Origin of the sequence: Bacillus paramobilis, assembly GCF_038096195.1 — a bacterium.
Classification (GTDB): Bacteria; Bacillota; Bacilli; order Bacillales; family Bacillaceae_G; genus Bacillus_A; species Bacillus_A mobilis.
The window spans coordinates 1,723,550-1,743,564 of the sequence record NZ_CP151108.1 but is presented as its reverse complement, the minus strand read 5'-3'; the positions used below and the strand labels follow the sequence as shown (position 1 = coordinate 1,743,564).

General features: G+C 33.3%; 17 protein-coding genes. All 17 read right to left on the bottom strand.

Annotated elements, in window-relative coordinates; all coding sequences use genetic code 11:
• Window positions 1-38: 38 nt before the first annotated feature.
• On the bottom strand, window positions 39-1,007 hold the full coding sequence (locus AABL52_RS09085; RefSeq protein ID WP_341519203.1) for a glycosyltransferase family 2 protein: 969 nt from the start codon (window positions 1,005-1,007) through the stop codon (window positions 39-41).
• Between the two features lie 22 nt (window positions 1,008-1,029).
• On the bottom strand, window positions 1,030-2,208 hold the full coding sequence (locus AABL52_RS09080) for a glycosyltransferase (protein ID WP_097844398.1): 1,179 nt from the start codon (window positions 2,206-2,208) through the stop codon (window positions 1,030-1,032).
• A gap of 140 nt (window positions 2,209-2,348) precedes the next feature.
• On the bottom strand, window positions 2,349-3,548 hold the full coding sequence (locus tag AABL52_RS09075; protein WP_341519202.1) for a glycosyltransferase: 1,200 nt from the start codon (window positions 3,546-3,548) through the stop codon (window positions 2,349-2,351).
• A 33-nt stretch (window positions 3,549-3,581) separates the two neighbouring features.
• On the bottom strand, window positions 3,582-4,763 hold the full coding sequence (locus AABL52_RS09070; RefSeq protein ID WP_097844400.1) for a glycosyltransferase: 1,182 nt from the start codon (window positions 4,761-4,763) through the stop codon (window positions 3,582-3,584).
• A 67-nt stretch (window positions 4,764-4,830) separates the two neighbouring features.
• Window positions 4,831-6,033, bottom strand: a complete 1,203-nt coding sequence (locus AABL52_RS09065; RefSeq protein ID WP_000727411.1) for a glycosyltransferase — start codon at window positions 6,031-6,033, stop codon at window positions 4,831-4,833.
• A gap of 62 nt (window positions 6,034-6,095) precedes the next feature.
• A complete protein-coding gene (locus AABL52_RS09060; protein ID WP_097844401.1) occupies window positions 6,096-7,244 on the bottom strand; it encodes a glycosyltransferase family 1 protein in 1,149 nt (382 codons plus the stop codon).
• Window positions 7,245-7,286: 42 nt separating this feature from the next.
• Window positions 7,287-8,351, bottom strand: coding sequence for an EpsG family protein (locus AABL52_RS09055; RefSeq protein ID WP_341519201.1), 1,065 nt, complete (start codon window positions 8,349-8,351; stop codon window positions 7,287-7,289).
• Between the two features lie 33 nt (window positions 8,352-8,384).
• Window positions 8,385-9,278 carry a glycosyltransferase family 2 protein gene (locus AABL52_RS09050; protein ID WP_000737298.1) on the bottom strand — a complete coding sequence of 298 codons (894 nt, stop codon included), beginning with the start codon at window positions 9,276-9,278 and terminating at the stop codon, window positions 8,385-8,387.
• A 5-nt stretch (window positions 9,279-9,283) separates the two neighbouring features.
• Window positions 9,284-10,393 (bottom strand): glycosyltransferase family 1 protein, encoded by a 1,110-nt coding sequence (locus tag AABL52_RS09045; RefSeq protein WP_341519200.1) that lies wholly within the window; start codon window positions 10,391-10,393, stop codon window positions 9,284-9,286.
• Window positions 10,378-11,535, bottom strand: a complete 1,158-nt coding sequence (locus tag AABL52_RS09040) for a glycosyltransferase family 4 protein (protein ID WP_341519199.1) — start codon at window positions 11,533-11,535, stop codon at window positions 10,378-10,380. The genes AABL52_RS09045 and AABL52_RS09040 overlap by 16 nt, the downstream gene beginning before the upstream one ends.
• Before the next feature lie 33 nt (window positions 11,536-11,568).
• Complete coding sequence (locus tag AABL52_RS09035; RefSeq protein WP_341519198.1) at window positions 11,569-13,395, bottom strand: polysaccharide biosynthesis protein; 1,827 nt, start codon at window positions 13,393-13,395, stop codon at window positions 11,569-11,571.
• Window positions 13,396-13,685: 290 nt separating this feature from the next.
• Window positions 13,686-14,348, bottom strand: coding sequence for a CpsD/CapB family tyrosine-protein kinase (locus AABL52_RS09030; RefSeq protein ID WP_098884485.1), 663 nt, complete (start codon window positions 14,346-14,348; stop codon window positions 13,686-13,688).
• Window positions 14,297-15,037: a YveK family protein gene (locus tag AABL52_RS09025; protein ID WP_098884486.1), complete on the bottom strand. Its 741-nt coding sequence runs from the start codon at window positions 15,035-15,037 to the stop codon at window positions 14,297-14,299. Before AABL52_RS09025 ends, AABL52_RS09030 begins: the two co-directional genes overlap by 52 nt.
• A 473-nt stretch (window positions 15,038-15,510) precedes the next feature.
• Window positions 15,511-16,845 (bottom strand): type I glutamate--ammonia ligase, encoded by a 1,335-nt coding sequence (gene glnA, locus AABL52_RS09020; protein ID WP_000135323.1) that lies wholly within the window; start codon window positions 16,843-16,845, stop codon window positions 15,511-15,513.
• A gap of 48 nt (window positions 16,846-16,893) precedes the next feature.
• On the bottom strand, window positions 16,894-17,283 hold the full coding sequence (gene glnR, locus AABL52_RS09015) for a transcriptional repressor GlnR (RefSeq protein WP_000656784.1): 390 nt from the start codon (window positions 17,281-17,283) through the stop codon (window positions 16,894-16,896).
• A gap of 175 nt (window positions 17,284-17,458) precedes the next feature.
• Window positions 17,459-18,730, bottom strand: coding sequence for a methionine gamma-lyase family protein (locus tag AABL52_RS09010; protein ID WP_144565832.1), 1,272 nt, complete (start codon window positions 18,728-18,730; stop codon window positions 17,459-17,461).
• Window positions 18,723-19,997 (bottom strand): GTPase HflX, encoded by a 1,275-nt coding sequence (gene hflX, locus AABL52_RS09005; RefSeq protein ID WP_341519703.1) that lies wholly within the window; start codon window positions 19,995-19,997, stop codon window positions 18,723-18,725. Before hflX ends, AABL52_RS09010 begins: the two co-directional genes overlap by 8 nt.
• Between the last annotated feature and the right edge of the window lie 18 nt (window positions 19,998-20,015).

Below are 20,015 nucleotides of genomic sequence, written 5' to 3'. Positions count from 1 at the left end.
TTTTTAAAATCCCAGTTGTAGCTGCCACTTCTTCATATCTATCCCCTTTTTGCAAAATTATTAATTAAAAATTTATACAATAATGGATGTAACTTGGTTGCCAATAATAAAAACTTTACACTTTTCCCATACTCTTTTAAACGTATTGTTTTATAAAAATAACGATTCAATATACTAATAACCTTATAATATTTACCCTTCTGCTCATTAAGTCTTCCACTCAATGATATTAAATTTAATACTACCATCGAACAATTTCCTAGTTTTAATATAACTAAGTTATATAACTCCTTATAATATCGCTCCATAAATTTACACATTTCATCATAAATTAAGACTGAGTCAATTTTAATCTCTTTTACAGCCTGATCCATCATACTATTATCACGCTTTATATAATGATATTTAGGTTCTCCTATGAAACATACTTTGTTACACTTATGAATAACTTTATACGTAAATGCTGTATCTTCATATGACATACCTACTGGAAATTTAATACCCTCTAATAACTGTCTTTTGAAAAGTTTAGTCCAAACAACTTCATCATACAAATTCCCTTCTAGCATCGCTTTCATCGCGCTATATCTATCATGAATAACAAACGGATGATTGCTTGAAATTACCGTTTTATCATTGTAATGAATTTCACTACTACAAATAGCAATATCACAATCCTGTTCTACACACATACCATATAACAATTCATACATATCCACTTCTATCCAATCGTCACTATCAACAAATCCTATATAATCTCCCCGTGCTATGTCTAATCCAGCATTTCTTGCAGAAGATAATCCACCATTCTCCTTATGGATTACTTTAATTCGGCTATCTTGAATTGCATACCCATCACAAATCTCAGTACAACTATCAGGGGATCCATCATCAACAAGTATCAACTCAAAATCTTTGAACGTTTGCTTTAATATAGAATCAATACATTTATGGATATACTGCTCAACTTTATAAACGGGAACAATAATACTAATTTTAGGATTCATAATTGCACCCTTTCATTTGCAATTAACTTAAAAAACGATTTACCTTTTCTAAATTGTTAAATTCCTCTTCTAACAAATTAGTCGTTACCTCTTCACGTACTCTTTGTTGATCCAAAAGATATTTAATCTTGTTATATAGACTTTCCTCATTACACTCAGCAACAAAACCATTATATCCATCTTTTATTTGCTCATATGCCCCTGTAAAATTAGTCGTTACAATAGGTTTTTTTAAGCATTTTGCCTCAGCTAACGTGAGGCAATACCCTTCATGCCTAGAGGTTTGAACATATATATCTGATTGATTTACATATGGATATGGATTTATTGCTGATCCTAATAATAGAAAATCCTGTTTCAAATTATACTTACATATTAATGTCTCATAATACCCTCTATCCTCTCCTTCTCCGATACAGTACCATCGCACTTCGTATCCCTCCTTACGTAGCATTGATAAAACTTTAATTGCAATGTCTTGACCTTTTTCTTTTGAAAGTCTACCTACTGTTACTATCTTCATACCTTTATATCCATTATCAAACTCTACCTTTTCTATCGCCATTTCATTTATTAAATCTGGAAGTACAATATTTAAAAAGACACTTGTCTTACTTTCTACTTTAGGAAACTTCTCTATTAAATGTTTTTGTGCTTCTTTAGAAACTACAAATATATTATCCAACTGATCATATAATTTCTCATATAATTTTGTATTAATTTGATGTTGAAAAACATCAAAATGGATCCAAGAAATTTTCTTTTCTGAAGCTACTCTATTAACTATATAATAATCAATTATGTCAGTAGGTCCTTGATATGCTATTGCAATATCATATTTATTCTTATTGTGTGGAATGTCTTTAAAAATCTCTTTATAGAAAACATATCTATCCTTTAATTTTTTTGATACCACATAAGTGAGTAAAAAGTTTAAACCCTTAATATATCTTGTATTTTCAAAATACTCTTTAATCGTTTTCTTTGGTGGTTGCATAATTTTAGGTTTTATATTTTCAAACCAAGTAACTTCTTCTATTTTTACCCAACTTGGTAATTGTTTTAAAAATCCCCCTCGCTTCTCCAACATCAATACTGTGACATCATACTTTTCTTTTGGTATTACAGATAACAAAGAAAGAAGTGATTTTTCTACACCACCTATATTCATACTACTTACCATAAATAGCACTCTCTTCATAACTATCTCCTTCTACCACCTAAAAGTTTTATAACAAAATAAAAAAACATCCTCTCAAAGATGTTTTCACAAAAAACATAATTTATAATAATGAACCGTCCATATTTCTGTAATACGATAATAATACCTACTAAAACAAGTTACACATTAGAATTTGCTATTTTATATAACTTTTTTAACTCTTCTCTCGTATCTACCACTTCCTTTTCTATATTTTTTCTGAACCGTCCTTCCAGCGATTTATCACTTAATATTTGTACAATAGAATCATACATTTGTTGCTCATCAAATTGAACGATTAATCCATTGTGGTTATGGATTATCTGTTCACTTGCTCCTGTAAAATCTGTACTAATAATTGGATTATTAAAACATCTAGCTTCTGCAAGTGTTATGCAGTATCCCTCATATCGAGACGGTTGAACATATAAATCACATTGTTTCATAAATGGATAGGGATTCGAAACTGCTCCTAAAAAGATATAATCACCCTGGACATCGTAATTTTCCACAAGCTTTTCATACATTCCTCTTTCCTTTCCATCTCCTATACAATACCATCTAACATTGAAACCAGCTTCTTTCAGCTTAGCTAACACAGATATTGTTAAATCCTGCCCCTTTTCTATACTCAATCTACCAACAGTAAGGATTCTTACTCCCTCAAAATCATCCGCAAACCCAATTCCTTCATTGGCCATCTTACATATCATTTCAGGTGAAATAATATTTAAAAAAGTTTCTGTCTTATTTATCAATTCTGGAACAGTTTGAGTAAGTTTTATCTTTCCTACATCTGAAACTACAAAAACATGTTGAAATTTTTTATATACTTTATTAACAAAATGCTTATTAAAATATATCTTTTCAATATCAAAATGGATCCATTGAATCTTTCGTCTCGCCTCTACTTTATTTGCCACAAAGTAACTAATAAAATCCATTGGTCCAGCATAAGCGATAGCAATATCATAATTTTTATAAGCACCTTCATAATTCTGTAAACAATATTTAAAAATAACACTCCGTTCTTTCATAACCTTAGAGATTACGTACAACACTGCCAGTTGCAGTGCTTTTACAATTTTTCTTTGTTTTATAAAATCGGCTATAACTAATCGTGTTGGTTTATTCAATATACATTGCATTTCTTCGTAATCCTTTACATACTCAATACGAACCCCCTTTGGAATAAAATTTAAAAATTCTCCTTTTTTCTCTAACATTAAAATTGTCACTTCATATTTTTCTTTTGGGATTTCTGCTATCATATTTAAAAGGGCCTTCTCTGTACCACCTATATTCATATTTATAACCATAAAGAGTATTTTTTTTTTCATAGTTCCCCCAATTCTTTCTCTTTATAAAATCCTTTAATTGAAAGAAGCATATATCTTCTCAATTTCCTCTTCCGTTCCAACCTTTTCTTTCTTTAAATTTTCAAATAACCGTTTTTTTAGCAAACCGTTTTCTATAATTTCTTTCACCCCTTCATATATTGCTTCCGAATCCATCTTCACTATTAAACCATTCTCTCTATGTTTGATTTGATTATGAGCTGTAACAAAATCGGTTACTATTATAGACTTTTGAAATATTCTAGCCTCTGCTATTGCCAGGCCATATCCTTCATATCTAGAGGGTTGTACATATATATCACTGTGTTTTATAAAGGGATAGGGATTCTTGTATGTACCTAATAATATAAAAGTATCGTGTAAATTATATTTACTTATCCTATCCTCGAGTTCACTTTGAAGATTTCCTTCTCCAATTACATACCACTTAAATTTATAGCCTTTTTGCTTTAATTTATAACAAGCTTCTATGGCCAATTCATATCCCTTTTCATACACTAACCTACCAATCGTTAATATTCGTAATCCCTCAAACTGATCACTAAATCCTTTGCTCTCATTTGCCATCGATTTAATTAACGTCGGCGATATAATATCATAGACAACCTGAATTTTCGACTCTATTTTAGGAATTTCTTGAATCAATACTTCCTTACAAACATCGGAAACAGCTACTATTTCATTAAATTCCTCATAATAGTTCAAGTCAAAATCTTTATTATATGCAGCTAACCTATAATCCGTATTCACCCAAGCTATTTTTTTGCACGCGCAAACCTTATTTGCCACAAAATATGTTGGCATTCCTTGACTATAAGCTATGGCAACATCATATGTCCCCTTTAAACTATCCATCCCTTTAGATACCCATCTCCAAACTACTTGAGCTGCATGTAATTTTTTATTTATGTATGGATTTCTAAGAGATATAGAAGCCCCTACTCTAAGAAATAACTCTTTAAAGTATTTATGTTTGATTAAATAATTAAATTTCTCGGCCTGTCTTGTAATAATTGTCGGTACCTCTAATACGTTTACCTGTTTTGGAAGTAATGGTAAATACAATCCACTAGCAGAGAACATTAACAAATCAACTTCATATTTCGTATAATCAAATAAAGAAAGTAAAGAAACTAAACTTTTTTCAGCTCCTCCACTTTGTAGCGAATCTATAACGAATAAAATTTTTTTCTTCATAACTATCACTACCCTAAAGTGTTTTTATTAAGCTCAAAATATTAAAAATCATTTACTAATTTTCCCTTTACGAAAATAATGCATACAATTTATTAATTTCATTACGATTTCCATATTCACCTTTAAGAGTATTTGCTACCAGTGATTCCCTTAACTCTTTATCTTCAATAAGTCTCTTAATTCCATTAACTATCCCGTTTATTCCCATCTCAGTTATTAATCCATCAATTCCATCCTGTACCTGACTTTTGGCAGTTGAAAAATTAGTAATAAGTACTGGCTTTCCGATGATTTGTGCTTCACGAACTGTTACAGCTTTCCCCTCATACCTCGATGGCTGCACATATATATCACATGCTTTTATATATGGATAGGGATTTGTCTTTTTACCCAATAAAAAAAAATGTTTTTCCAGGTTGAGTTCAGCTAATAACTTTCTAAGTTCAACTTCTTGTGCTCCATACCCAACTACATACCATTCCATATCATATCCCTCATCTAATAACTTTCTTAAGGCATGCATAGCAACGTCTATTCCTTTTGCATATGATAACCGCCCTACAGTAACAAGCTTTATTTTTCCTGATTTCATCTGTAATTCTTTCATAACATCTTCCTTGTCTGCTTGCTCACGTACGAACTCCGGAGATAATATATTTTCTATAATTTCAACATCCTTATTTACATTGGGTAAAATACTAAGAAATGAATCTCGACATCCTTCTGAAACTGCTACGATGTTATCCATTTTGCTCCACATTTTATACTCCATGTTTGCATTAAGATTTATATTTGAATAATCTGTATGAATCCAACCAATCTTTCGTTTCGCTCGAACTTTATCTCCAACAAAATAATGGGGCCATAAAAAACTAATTGCTACATCATACTCCTCTTCCAGTTTCGGTATAAATGGTAAAGTTATTCTCCATCCATACTGAATAACGAAATATCCCACCTCTGCACTTTTCACATATCTCCCATGCACATCCCCAAAAATTTTCCCTAAAGTCCTTGCCATTCCAATTGTAATTTGCCCTTCTTGCAATATTTGTTTAATTGATTTTCTAAAAGTAGTATATTGTTTTACTTCCTTTAACAAATTAGGCAGTTTAGGTAATAAAAAAAGAAACTCTCCCTCATGTTTAAATAACATTAAATCTACATCATATTTGCTATAGTCGATTGTATTCAATAAACCAATTAAACTTCTTTCTACTCCTCCAATTGCCATATCAAATGATGTAATGAGAATTTTTTTCTTTTTCATTTCTTACTCCCTCATCCGATTTATTTTACTAGTTTTATTCTTATGAAAGTAAGTACATTTAACTATGATTCCCTATACTCTAATCCATATAATAATAACCACTCTGGAATATTACTCTTTATATCAAAACCGCGCTTCGAGATCGTATCAGCTATTATTTCTGTATTTAATTTTTCTTTTTCCAAAACCTTTTGAATTTCTGCAGACCATATTTTAAAATTTTCATCTAAGCTAACAAATGATATTATCCCTAATCCCATATCAACATTTTTAGTTATTGTATTTGCCACTACACACGGAACACCTGCACACTGTGCTTCTAATGCAACAATTCCAAATCCCTCAAAAAGTGACGGAAAAAGAAAAACATCAAACATCCTTATAATTCTTGGAATGTCTTTTCTTACTCCTAAAAATCTAACTTTTTCATAGATACCTAGTCTTTTGGATTCTAGCTCAATAGAGTTCTTTAACGGTCCATCCCCTACTAAAACAAGCATAAAATTAGGATCATATTTTAATACCTCATTGAAAACTTTTAATATAAATATATGATTTTTAGATTCAGAAAAACGCCCAATATGACCAATAACTTTCTGTTCAACTGGTATATTGAATTCATTCCTTACTGCATTATCATCCTGTATATTTGCATTAACAAATTGATTAATATCTATTGCGTTTTTCATTATCTTTACCTTTGAATTATCAATGTTTTTTTGAAATAAAAAACGTGCAGATTCTACACTGCACGCACAATAATTTGTTCCCGCATAAGTAATAACAGTTCGTAAAAAACTCAATAAAACTTTCCCTTTTATCCCCAATCCCATCGGCCAATTATTACTGTGTGAATGACAAATCCTTATTTTTATACCAGCTATTTTAGCAGCAATAGCCACGATCCCCCCCTGATAATCAGTATGCGCATGGACTGCCACATATTGATTATCAGACATTACCTTAACAAGTTCTTTAATGTATGAGAGAGGGCCTAGCTGTCCTAAGCTAGATATTCGGTGTATTTTCCCACCTAACGCAATGATTTCCTTATCATAATCACTTTCTTCACTTTTATGAGAAACAAAATCAAATTGCACCATTCCTCTATCTATATTCCTATATACATTCATTAATAAGGTCTCAGCGCCACCTCGGTCCATCGCACTAACGATATGTAGCACTCTTTTTGGTCGTTCTTGTTTAAACATTGAAAATTACTCCCATCTAAGAACGATTTTCAAATATATATTTTATCCCCAGAAACTACTCTTATAAACTATTCCTAAAGTAATAATATGTTCATATACAAAGTAAACAAAATAACATAATATTACTGCATAGTAAATTAACTTTTGATCCTTTTCTATAAATAACTTTATAACCCATGATATCAATATCAAGTGATATAACCCAAAATATATGGAGAATCTTGCAAAAATCCAATTTTGAGTTGAAATAATCATAAATACTAGACCTAACAATGCCATATTTACGATATAATCACTTTCCGGAAAAATCTCTCTTAATTTATGTCTTCCAACATAAGCGAGAATGAGCGGTATTGCATCCACAGCAACCCGAAGAATATTAGCTCCTCCTTCTTGAAAATCCTTATAGTGACCATATTGTGTATCCCCTATAGTTGCAAAGAAAATTTCTGCAAACTGATTAAACCCTATTACTATAAGTACCGCAATAAAGAGTAGTATAAATGTTATTGTCGACCATGCTTTTCTTCGGACTACAAAATAAATAGGAAGCAATACAAGGGCGCTTTGATGAAAAGTAGAAGCAAATAGTACGATCAAAAAATATCTCTTCCAATTCCCATTTAAAATATATTTTGTAGCAGTAAAAATAATCGCTGCAGTTAAATACTGTCTTACTCCATTCATTGACACTAAATACATGCCGGATGCGATATACACATACAGACTTAATTCAATCATTCTTGAATATTTATATAGAACTGCTACTATTAATATATTTGTTATTAGAGCTGTTATCAAAATCAAAACTTGCGGATCATTCGTATATGCCTTTAAAATCATCTGCAAAATACTAAATCCAACATCCTTACTACTTTGAATATAATCCCAATTAAAATCAGTAACTGTAAAAGCATGCATATAAAAATACGTATCACCAATATTATTTCTAAAACCAGATACTAGTACAAGAGATGTCGTCGCCATTAAAATTAATAGTCGATTCGGTTTTAACATCACCATTTCTGAAGTTACTGGCATAGCAAAATACCGTGCGAAAAATGCTAGTATGAACACTATAAAGAAATTCATCCAAAGTATAGTCATTATTCTTCCCTCTTATCAATCCTAAGTAAATCCCTATATATTTACTTTTATTCTGGTTTTCAATGTAATGTAACTATATAGAATAACCCCAAATGGCACTGCGCAAAGGGTAAGCACTTTGCATGGTGACTCTTTTATAAATTTTTTATTTTTCGCTATAAAGCAACTTGAGACATAATGTACAGCTTGTCTATATTTAAATAGCCTATTTGCAAATGGTAGCTTCATCAGTTCCTTACGATAAAAAGCAAAGCCTTTTGGATTTTTACGATACTGACTTAACATATTCATCGAAGAACCATCAGGCATATATTCAACATAACAAAGTGCTTCGTTCATGAGTAACATCTCATATTTCTGATCCAGCATATAGTATTTATATGCCAAACCTACATACTTTTCATTTTTAAAAACCGGATAAGGATACTTCCTAGTTAGTTCTGTACGATATACTAATTTCTTATCTCCAGTTACACCATGTTTATTGTAAAGATTAAACAGTGTGGAACGGTTAAGATTTAATGGTAGCTTTGAACCAATTACTGTCCCATCTTTATATAAATCAAGAGCAATGATTCCACTTACTTGGTCACTTCCATTTTCATCCCAAAACGAAATAATTTTCTCTACGGCATCACTAGGCATTGAGTCATCTGAATCAATACATACATTGAGTTCTGTATCAATCATTTCATAAGCTGTATTATGAGCACCATGCATCCCTTGATTTGGTTGCCAACAATACCGTATTTCTATGTAATCTTCAGAAATCCAAGAATACACTAACTCCTTTGTATTATCATCAGATCCATCATCTATAATAAGCCATATAAAATCTTTACATGTTTGTTTCTTCAAGCTTTCATAACATCCCTGAAGACAATATCCTCTATTATATGTAGGGGTAAAAACCGTTAGTTTTTTCAAATTTCTCACCTCGATACTGCTACATAGAATTTTTGAGTAAACCCAGTAATATTTTTTATATCGTATCCTTTTTCAGCTAACGCAAATTGTGCAATGCTCCTCGATATCTTCCTATCCGTTATACTTTGTAATTTCCCTGTCCACTCTCCTACATCTAACAAAGAACACTGTTCAACTAAATCCAACCCCAAATCCACATCTTGTGTAATAGTATCCGATATAATACATGGCAAACCCGCCCCTTGCGCTTCAATAAGAGTAACTGGCAAACCTTCATAAATAGATGGGAATACAAATGCATCAAATGCTTGTAATAAACGATTAATATCACTACGTATCCCTAAAAATTTCACTTTATCTGTTAGATCCAGTTTCTCTACTTTTTTCTCCACTTCCAATCGAAGCGGTCCATCTCCAACTAATAGAAGAATAGAGTTCGGCCTATATTTTATTAATTGAGCAAAAATATCAATTAAAAAAGTATGATTTTTTGGATGTGCAAATCTTCCCACATGTCCAACCACAAAAACATCCCCATGAAGTTTCAGTTCTTTTCTTACCTGCTCTCTAATGTCTGGATTAAATGTAAATTCATCACATTCAATTCCATTTTTTAATATTTTTGTTGTACTTTCTCTATTGGCAAACAACCATTGCGCTGCAGATACTGAACATGCTAAAAAATGTGTAGCACATGACATAATAAATGCTCCTGCATACCACTTATATATTTTTGCTATAGCGCTACCCTCACTGCTTGTACTATGACTATGTGCAATCCTAACTGGCACCCTTGCTTTTTTTGCTGAACGAAGTACAAAACCGCTCATTTTATCCATATGTGAATGAATGATTTTATATTGTGGATGAGAGTTAAAAAAGATATCTAGTGCCTTTATATAACCTCTATGACCAACATCTGTAACGTATGGAATTCTATGAACTTTCCCGCCTAATTTTACTATCTCTTCATCAAATACCCCCTCTTTACAAGTTAAAAAATCAAATTGTACTTTTGAGCGGTCTATATTACGATACAAATTCATAATTAAAGTTTCGGCTCCGCCTCTATTCATATTTACGACTACATGTAATACTCTTAATGGAGTGCCCAATTTAAATCCTCCATTTCATCCATATAACTTGTATAGATTTCTTTTTTCTCTTTCAATACTTCATTAACTGAATATTCATTCGTAATAATAGTACGTCCATACTGTCCAAACTGCGCTTGTAATTTAGTATTTTTAGAAATAGAATTGATTCTTTCAGCCATCGTCTGTATGTCATCGCGTTCTATAGTCCAACCATTTTTATTATTAATAATTAACTCCCTGTGCCCTCGGTTCCTTGTAGCAATAACTGGAAGTCCACAAGCCATGGCTTCCATAATATTAACTGGCAAACCCTCCCTGTAACTGGATGCCACGGCTAGGTCACACATCTGTAGCAAAGAGGCTATATCATTTCTATAACCAAGAAAGTGCACCATACTACTCACACCTAATTGCGTTGCTATTTTTTTGCACTCTTCCATTAACGGACCTTCTCCAGCAAGCAAAAGCTTTACATGCGGCATTTCATTTTTCAATTGTGCTAATACACGGATTAAAAAGCTTTGATTTTTATTCTTATTAAATTCAGCAGCATAAAACATTAAAAAATCTTTAGACTTATAACCATTTTCATGTCTTAGTTTCTCCTTTTCACTTTCAGTAACAGGAATATACCGCTCTATATCCACTCCTACACCATGAATGAGTTTAATATTTCCCGCCTGAAATCGATGTTTTACCGCTAAATTGTAATCTTCCTGATTAATTGTTATGAGACAATCTGTAGTAGTAGCTAAACTTCTTTCGATTGGATAGTATAAAAGCCAATTTATAAACGGCGATCCTTTACAAAAGTGAAATCCATGCGCCGTATATATGACCTTTGTCCCTTCCCTCCGTACTTTTCGAGTAGCCAAACGAGCAATTACTCCTCCCATAGGCGTATGACAATGAATGATATTATATTTATTTTGATGAATAATTGATTTGAGTTTGTTATATGCATGAAGGTTTTGTATGCTAAGAGGTGATCTTTGAATAGGAATATTATATTTTTCAGTTACATACGGAAGGTGTATATTCCCATTTGCTGCAACGTGTACTTCCCAACCTTGGTCTGCAAACCATTTCAAATACGGTAAGTGAAAAGCTTTAAAATGATAATCCACAGTTGCACAAAATAGAACTTTTTTAGACACCATCCCACGCACCCGTCTTATTATAAATTTTTGTCGTTAACCTGATACTGGTATTAATAGTTTTAAAGTTTTACGCTGATTCACTAAATTTAACAATCGCTTTCTTAGTTCAAATCCATCTAATTCTGTATATTCAGAAATTAATTTTTCTATTTCTTCTATACGAACATTCATTTCTTGCCCTACATAAATTCTTGGGTGGACTTGCTGCTCATTCATTTCATCTTCTTTTAGTAATTCTTCAAAAAGTTTCTCTCCTGGGCGTATACCCGTAAATTCTATTCCTATTTCATCCACGGAGTTTCCTGACAATCGAATGAGGTTTTTAGCAAGATCCACTATTTTTACCGGTTCTCCCATATCGAGTACAAAAATTTCTCCACCTTTAGCTAACGCACCAGCTTGTACTACAAGTCTAGACGCCTCCGGAATTGTCATAAAATACCGAACCATATCTGGATGAGTAACAGTAACTGGTCCACCTTTTTGAATCTGCTTCTTAAATAAAAGGATAACACTCCCTCTACTCCCTAAGACATTTCCAAATCGTACAGTAACAAACTTTGTATGACTTATTTTATCTTTATGTTGTATTACCATCTCAGCTAATTTCTTTGTTGCCCCCATAACACTCGTTGGGTTCACTGCTTTATCCGACGAAATCATAACAAACGTTCCTACTCCATGTGTTCTTGCCGCCTCTGCTATATTCATAGTCCCAATCAAATTATTTTTAACTGCCTCTTCAGGATTGTTTTCCATTAATGGTACATGTTTATGTGCAGCAGCATGATATACAACATGAGGAAGATGTTTTTTCATTATTACATGCATCTTCTTTTCATCTTGAATATCTGCGATTTCTGGAATAAACACGCCTTTTTTATCATTATGTTTTTCATTTAATTCCATTTCTATTGAATATATACTGTTTTCTCCGTGACCTAATAAAATCAATTTTTTCGGCTTAAATTTCGCAACTTGTCTACAAATTTCTGAGCCTATTGATCCACCTGCACCAGTAACTAAAATGACTTTATCCGTTATATAATCTGAAATGATATCCACGTCTAACTCTACAGGATCTCGTCCTAATAAATCTTCTACTTGAACATCTCTGAATTCATTCACTGAAACTTTACCTGTTACTAAGTCTTCTAACATTGGAAGGATTTGTGTTTTTACATTTGTTTTTAAACAATCTTTTAAAATAATATTTCTTTCTTTTTTATTTAACGAAGGAATTGCTAAAATTATCATTTCAATATTCAGTTTTTTGATAACGTAATCAATTTGGTTCATACCACCAATTACGGGAATCCCCCAAATATCTAGATTATGTTTTTTGATATTATCATCAATAAATGCGACTGGCATTAATTCCGTAGCACTGTTCTTCAACAACTGTCTAGCAACCATTGTTCCAGCAGATCCAGCACCAACAATTAACGTTCTTTTCTTATCGCCTTTTTTTACATAATAAATATCTCTGTACATTCTCCAAATAAAGCGAGAACCACCTATTAATAAAATATGAATCATCCAAGTAACAACTAACAATCGAAAATACATTTTCCCCATGATTAGTTGCTGCACAGCCGCTGTAGTAAGTATAGAAAATGTAACAACCTTGCATATAATTAGCAATTCTCCTATACTTGCATATTCCAAAGCCTTTTTATATAACTTATAAATAAAAGCAAAAAAATGATGACTAACTAATAAAGTGATAGAGCTAATAACTGATGATAAAGTGATAACACTGAAGCTAGCATTTACAAAAAAATAACTAAAAAAAATAGCAGTTAATACTATCAGTGAATCCATTAAAAGCAATAACGATATCCTCCGGCGATACGTCATATAACTTCCTCCTTTAATCAATTCCTTACTTAACTCTTTCAAACTTAAAGTTTCTAGCTATATTCTCTTTATTAAAAACACATAGTTAGAAACTTTAATAAAACATGGGCATCTAACCCTTCCTCACATTACACTTTTGACGACTGGCATCTAAGGTTATTTTCACAACCCACAGCATAATCGAGTGCCTCCATTGATAGCGGTTAGGAGACATCACCACATCACAATTCTATTATTTTTTCTTTATAACGAACAATTTCATGTACGAATGTTTAACTTAATAATATCTTTTATACTTTCCCATTCAAAATCGCACCCAATATTCTACTTTTCGTAAAACTTAGTGCTCTTTTCGTTTCAAGTGCATCTTCGTTCACAGTGCGATTATACCGGATCACCAAAAGTACACCTTCACACTTATCAGCTAATACACTCGTATCTGTTACCTCTAATACAGGGGAAGAGTCAAATAATATGATGTCATACCGTTCCATCGCCTTTTGAATCAACATATCCATTGCCTCTGAACTAAGTACTTCTGACGGATTGAATGGCACTGGACCGCTAGTTAATACATCCAGACTTTCCATCTTTGTTTTTTTTACAGCACCCACCAAATTTGTTTTTCCGTTCAATATGTCAGTTAATCCAATTGTATTTTCCACTCCAAACATTTCATGAATCGTTGGTGTTCGTAAATTCGCATCTATTACCAATACTTTTTCGCCTTTTTGCGCTATTGAGACCGCTAAATTAACTGTAATTGTTGATTTTCCTTCACCGTACCTCGGAGAAGTAATCACTATCGTTCTACTTTTATGAATCGACGAAGATAATTGAATATTCGTTCGAATCGAACGATACTGCTCCGAAATTTTCGATCTTGGGGCGGTATACGCAATTATACTTTTTCCTTTAACTTCATTTGTTTTTCGTCTATTTTTGTATGCCACTCCGTTCCCTCCCCTAATAACACTGTATTTTTCCCACTAAATTTATCTTTTATATTCTTCTTATTCATTTTAGAAATTCCACCCAAAACAGGGATATCTAACAATTGTTCAATTCGTCGTTCTGATTTGATTCTCTCATCAAGTGAATCCAATAAAAAAATAAAACCGATACTGAGCACCATACCTAACGTGAATGCGATTAGTATCGTCTTAAAGTGATTTATATTTATAGGCATAGAATTCTTTTGAACTGGATCCTCTGGTAATATACTCACATTATTAAAATTCAGTATATTTGCTACCTCTTGCTTATAAACAGCCACTGTAGTATTTGCAATTTTATGTGCAAGCACAGGATCCATATCCACTACATTTATCCTCATAATTTGAGAACCTTGTACACTTTCCGTACTTATTTGTCCACTTAATGCACCTGCTGATCTGTTTATATTCAATTCAGCAGCTACTTTTTCTAATATTACAGGCTCATTCACCATCGCTTTCAATGTATTCATCGTTTCAGCGTTAGCTTGAACAATTACCCTTGCTGAGGAAGCATACAGAGGCGTTTTCATATACACACTATACAGGGCTCCTCCTACCGTTGTAAGAGTCGTAAACAATAGCAGTATCCACATCCTTTTCCATATTACAGTGAATAGATTTTTCAAATTTATTTCCTTATTCATTACTTCTCCCCCTCATTTAATACCAATGAGATTTCAGTTGAACATTCCATAAAAAAATAAAAATAAAATTATTATTTTTATTTTTCGAATATACAAAACTCCCTAATTACTGTCATTTTAGTTCTTTATATAGAACGAGTCAATATAATTTATTTTTGTTTAAACACTTCTTAATTTCAGTTCAAAAATTACGACAATATTCTTCATAATTCACTGTAGATAAATGACGAAAATCCCCTATTACTGCGGTATCAGGGGGTTTTTCTTTGTATTGAAACTTATTTCAACAAGACTTTTCACCCCATTAAAATAGGTCATATATATTAAACAATTCACTTTTTCAAATGATATTCATTTTGCATAGTTATTAGCAAGTACATTTTGGAATTTGCTTGCCCCTTTCTATTCCTCATATAAAAATACCCGATAAATAAAAAACCCTCAACACGTTATGTGTCAAGGGTTTAAGTCTCTTAGTATAGAGACATATATTGATCGCGTTCCCATTGGTGAACTTGCGTTCTAAAGATATCCCACTCAATCTCTTTCGCTTCGATGAAGTGCTCAAGTAAATGCTCGCCTAGTGCACCACATACTACTTCATTAGATTGTAATGTAACTAATGCTTGCGCTAATGTTGCTGGTAAGTCAACGATACCTGCTTCTTCGCGCTCTTCTTTTGTCATTACATAGATGTTACGGTCTACTGCAGCTGGTGGAGTTAATTTGTTTTTAATTCCGTCAAGACCTGCTGCTAGTAATGTAGCCATTACTAAATATGGGTTTGCAGCTGGGTCAACACTACGTACTTCTACGCGTGTACTAATACCACGAGATGCAGGGATACGTACTAATGGGCTACGATTTTGTGCAGACCACGCTACGTAACAAGGAGCTTCGTATCCAGGTACTAAACGCTTGTAAGAGTTTACAGTTGGATTTGCTACCGCTGTAAATGCTGGTGCGTGTTTTAAAATACCTGCGATGAAATGACGAGCATCATCACTTAATTGTAAGTCACCGTTTTGATCGAAGAATACGTTCTCACCATTTTTGAATAGTGATAAGTTACAGTGCATACCTGAACCGTTCACACCGTATAATGGTTTTGGCATAAATGTTGCGTGTAAACCATGTTTACGAGCAATTGTTTTTACAACAAGTTTGAATGTTTGAATATCGTCACATGAGCGAATTGCACTTGCATATTTAAAGTCGATTTCGTGTTGCCCTGGAGCAACCTCATGGTGAGACGCTTCAATTTCAAAGCCCATCTCTTCAAGTTCAAGAACGATATCACGACGACAGTTTTCCCCTAGATCCATCGGCGCAAGATCGAAGTATCCACCGTTATCGTTTAATTCTAATGTTGGATTTCCTTTTTCATCTACTTTAAATAGGAAGAATTCTGGCTCTGGTCCAAGATTGAAATCTGAGAATCCTAAAGCTTCCATTTCTTTTAACACACGTTTTAAGTTGTTACGTGGGTCTCCATCAAATGGAGTGCCATCTGCATTGTAAATGTCACAAATTAGACGAGCAACTTTACCTTTTTCAGCAGTCCATGGGAAAATTACCCAAGTATCTAAGTCAGGATATAAATACATATCAGATTCTTCAATACGTACGAAACCTTCAATCGAAGATCCATCAAACATCATTTTGTTATCAAGAGCTTTCGTTAATTGTCTCACTGGAATCTCTACGTTTTTAATTACTCCTAAAAGGTCTGTAAATTGTAAACGGATATACTTTACATTCTCTTCTTCCGCCAAACGGAAAATATCTTCTTTTGTGTACCTAGCCATTATAAATTCCTCCTTAGTCCCTCTAAACACCTTCAGAATCAGTTATCCTTAGTGAAAAAACCTTGAAATGTCACCTTGTCGCAATGAAGTCCGATTAAATCTACCTGTATGTTGTAGTTCGTCTCGAAGTATTTTGCGAAGCTCAGTTTTTGAAATTTCTTTCGTTTCTTCTTTTACTTTCACTGTTTCTGTTTGATTTTCTTTCATTAGTAACACTTGTTTAATACCAGCCATATTCAAGCCTTGATCTAATAAATCTTTAATCTCTAACAACTTATCTACATCGTTAAATGAAAATAACCTACGATTCCCCTTTGTACGGGTTGGAGAAACAAGATTATGCTCTTCATAGTAGCGAATTTGACGTGCAGATAATTGTGTTAAATCCATAACAATACCAATAGGAAACAGCGGGGCAGAACGTCTATCTTCTTTCATTGTTTCAGTTCCTCCTTCGCCTTAACTGCTTCTCATTTTATACCATGTTATGTTTAGTGTCAATAGATGTTAGCTTTTCTTACATGATTTTTTTATAAATTTTTTCATTCTTTTTTCTAATGAAATAAATCATTACTTTCACAAGAAAAAAGCTGTCGAAATCGACAGCTTCCCCTTAAGAAATTGTTAATAATTCTTTTTCAATTAATGCATCAATTGCAGAACAAATCGCAATCTTCACATGTGAATAAGTTAACCCACCTTGCACGTAAGCAACATAAGGCGGACGAATTGGGCCATCAGCTGACAATTCAATACTTGCACCTTGAATAAACGTTCCCGCAGCCATAATTACATCATCTTCATATCCCGGCATATAGTTGGCATATGGAGTGAAGTGAGAATTAATCGGAGATGCATATTGAATTGCTTGGCAGAATGCAATCATACGATCTTTATCATCAAATTGAACAGACTGAATTAAATCTGTTCTTGGTGCGTTCCATGCTGGTGATGTATTCATTCCTAACTTCTCTAAAAATGCAGCTGTAAAAATCGCACCTTTTAGCGCTTGTCCCGCTACATGCGGCGCTAAGAAGAAACCTTGATACATTTCTTGTAGACTGTATAAAGATGCCCCTGCTTCCGCACCGATTCCCGGAGATGTTAAACGATATGCACACGCTTCAACATACTGCTCTTTACCAACAATGTAACCACCAGTTTTAACAATCCCACCACCAGGGTTTTTAATAAGCGAACCTGCCATTAAATCTGCACCAACATGACATGGCTCTTGCTCTTCGATAAACTCGCCATAACAATTATCTACAAATACAATAACATCAGGTTTAATTTCTTTAACAAACGCTATCATCTCTTTAATTTGAGAAATAGTAAATGACGGACGAGTAGCGTAGCCTTTTGAGCGCTGAATACCAATCATCTTCGTACTACTATGAATTGCAGCCGCAACAGCCCCAAAATCAACAAGCCCCTCTTCAGTAAGCGGAACTGCATTATAACCAATATTATATTCTTTAAATGAACCTACACCTTTTCCGCGTACACCAACGATTTCTTCTAACGTATCATACGGCTTGCCAGTGATGTACAATAACTCATCTCCTGGACGTAAAATACCGAATAACGCTGTAGAAATAGCGTGAGTACCTGAAATAATTTGCGGGCGAACAAGACCAGCTTCTGCCCCAAATACATCCGCATACACTTTTTCTAACGTATCACGGCCAATATCATCATAACCGTAACCTGTCGTCGGAATAAAATGCGAATCGCTAATTTTATGTTTACGAAAACTTTCTAATACACGAAACTGATTACTTTCAATTACTTCCTCCGCTCGTTTATGTACTTCTGTAATCTGGCTCTCTACTTCTTTTACGATTGGAGCAATTTTTTCTCCATTTTTTAAACGATCAAACATTTTTATTTTCTCCTTCTTCCACTAAAAATCTCTTTAATTGCACATTAAGCGATGAATGAGCAAAAATATACCCTACGCAATCATATACAAATTTATCTTCCAAAAACTCCATCTTTGTTAAAAGTGTTTCCGTCTTTAACAACGTTAACAACTTACCTTCACTCGGAGGAATTTCCACTTGATAACCATTCATTTCTTCCTTCATTTTCGTTTCTATCGCTTCTTTTATATGTAATAAATCATTTTCTTCAAAAGCACTAGTCATTAAGAAATCACTTTTCGGAAACGGAATAAAGTTTTGATGTAATTCATCTTTTTTATTATATAACGTAATAATAGGAATATGATTAATTTCAAGTTCTGACAATAATTGTTTTACTGTTTTCTCATGCCCTACGTAATTAGGATCTGCAGAATCAACTACATGTAAAATAACATCTGCTTCACCAGCTTCTTCTAATGTCGAACGAAAAGCTGCAATTAATGACGTCGGTAAATCCTGTATAAAACCAACCGTATCAGTTAGTAATACTGTATAACCAGAAGGTAATGGCATCTTCCTTGTCGTCGGGTCTAGCGTTGCAAACAACAAGTTTTCTTCAAATGTATCAGCTTCCGTTAATCTATTAAACAGCGTAGACTTCCCCGCATTCGTATATCCTATTAACGAAACTTGAAATACTTTATTATCTTTTCTTCTCTCACGATATCTTTTTCGATGTTCCACTACAACTGCAAGTTGCTTCTTTATTTCATCAATGCGTGATCGAATATGACGACGATCCGTCTCCAGTTTCGTCTCACCGGGCCCCCTTGTCCCAATACCACCACCAAGACGTGATAAAGACAATCCTTGCCCCATAAGACGCGGCATTGTATATTGCAACTGAGCTAATTCTACTTGAAGCTTACCTTCCCTCGACTTCGCACGTTGCGCAAAAATATCTAATATGAGTTGCGTTCGATCAATTACCCTCGCATCTAATACTGAGGATAAATTCCGAATTTGACTCGGAGTTAATTCGTTATTAAATAGGATAACATCCGGTTCTAATTCTTCAGTTAACATTGTAAGCTCTTCTAATTTACCTTTACCTATATACGTCGCCGGATGAAACTTCGGTCGTTTTTGCGTTGTAGTAACTAACAATTCTGCTCGCGCAGTCTTCGCTAGTGATGCAAGCTCTTTCATGGAATGCATAAACTTTTCATCATCTTCTTGCGGCAATTGACAGCCCACTAATATGACTTTTTCTTTTTCTTCCATCAAATATGTTCACTCATC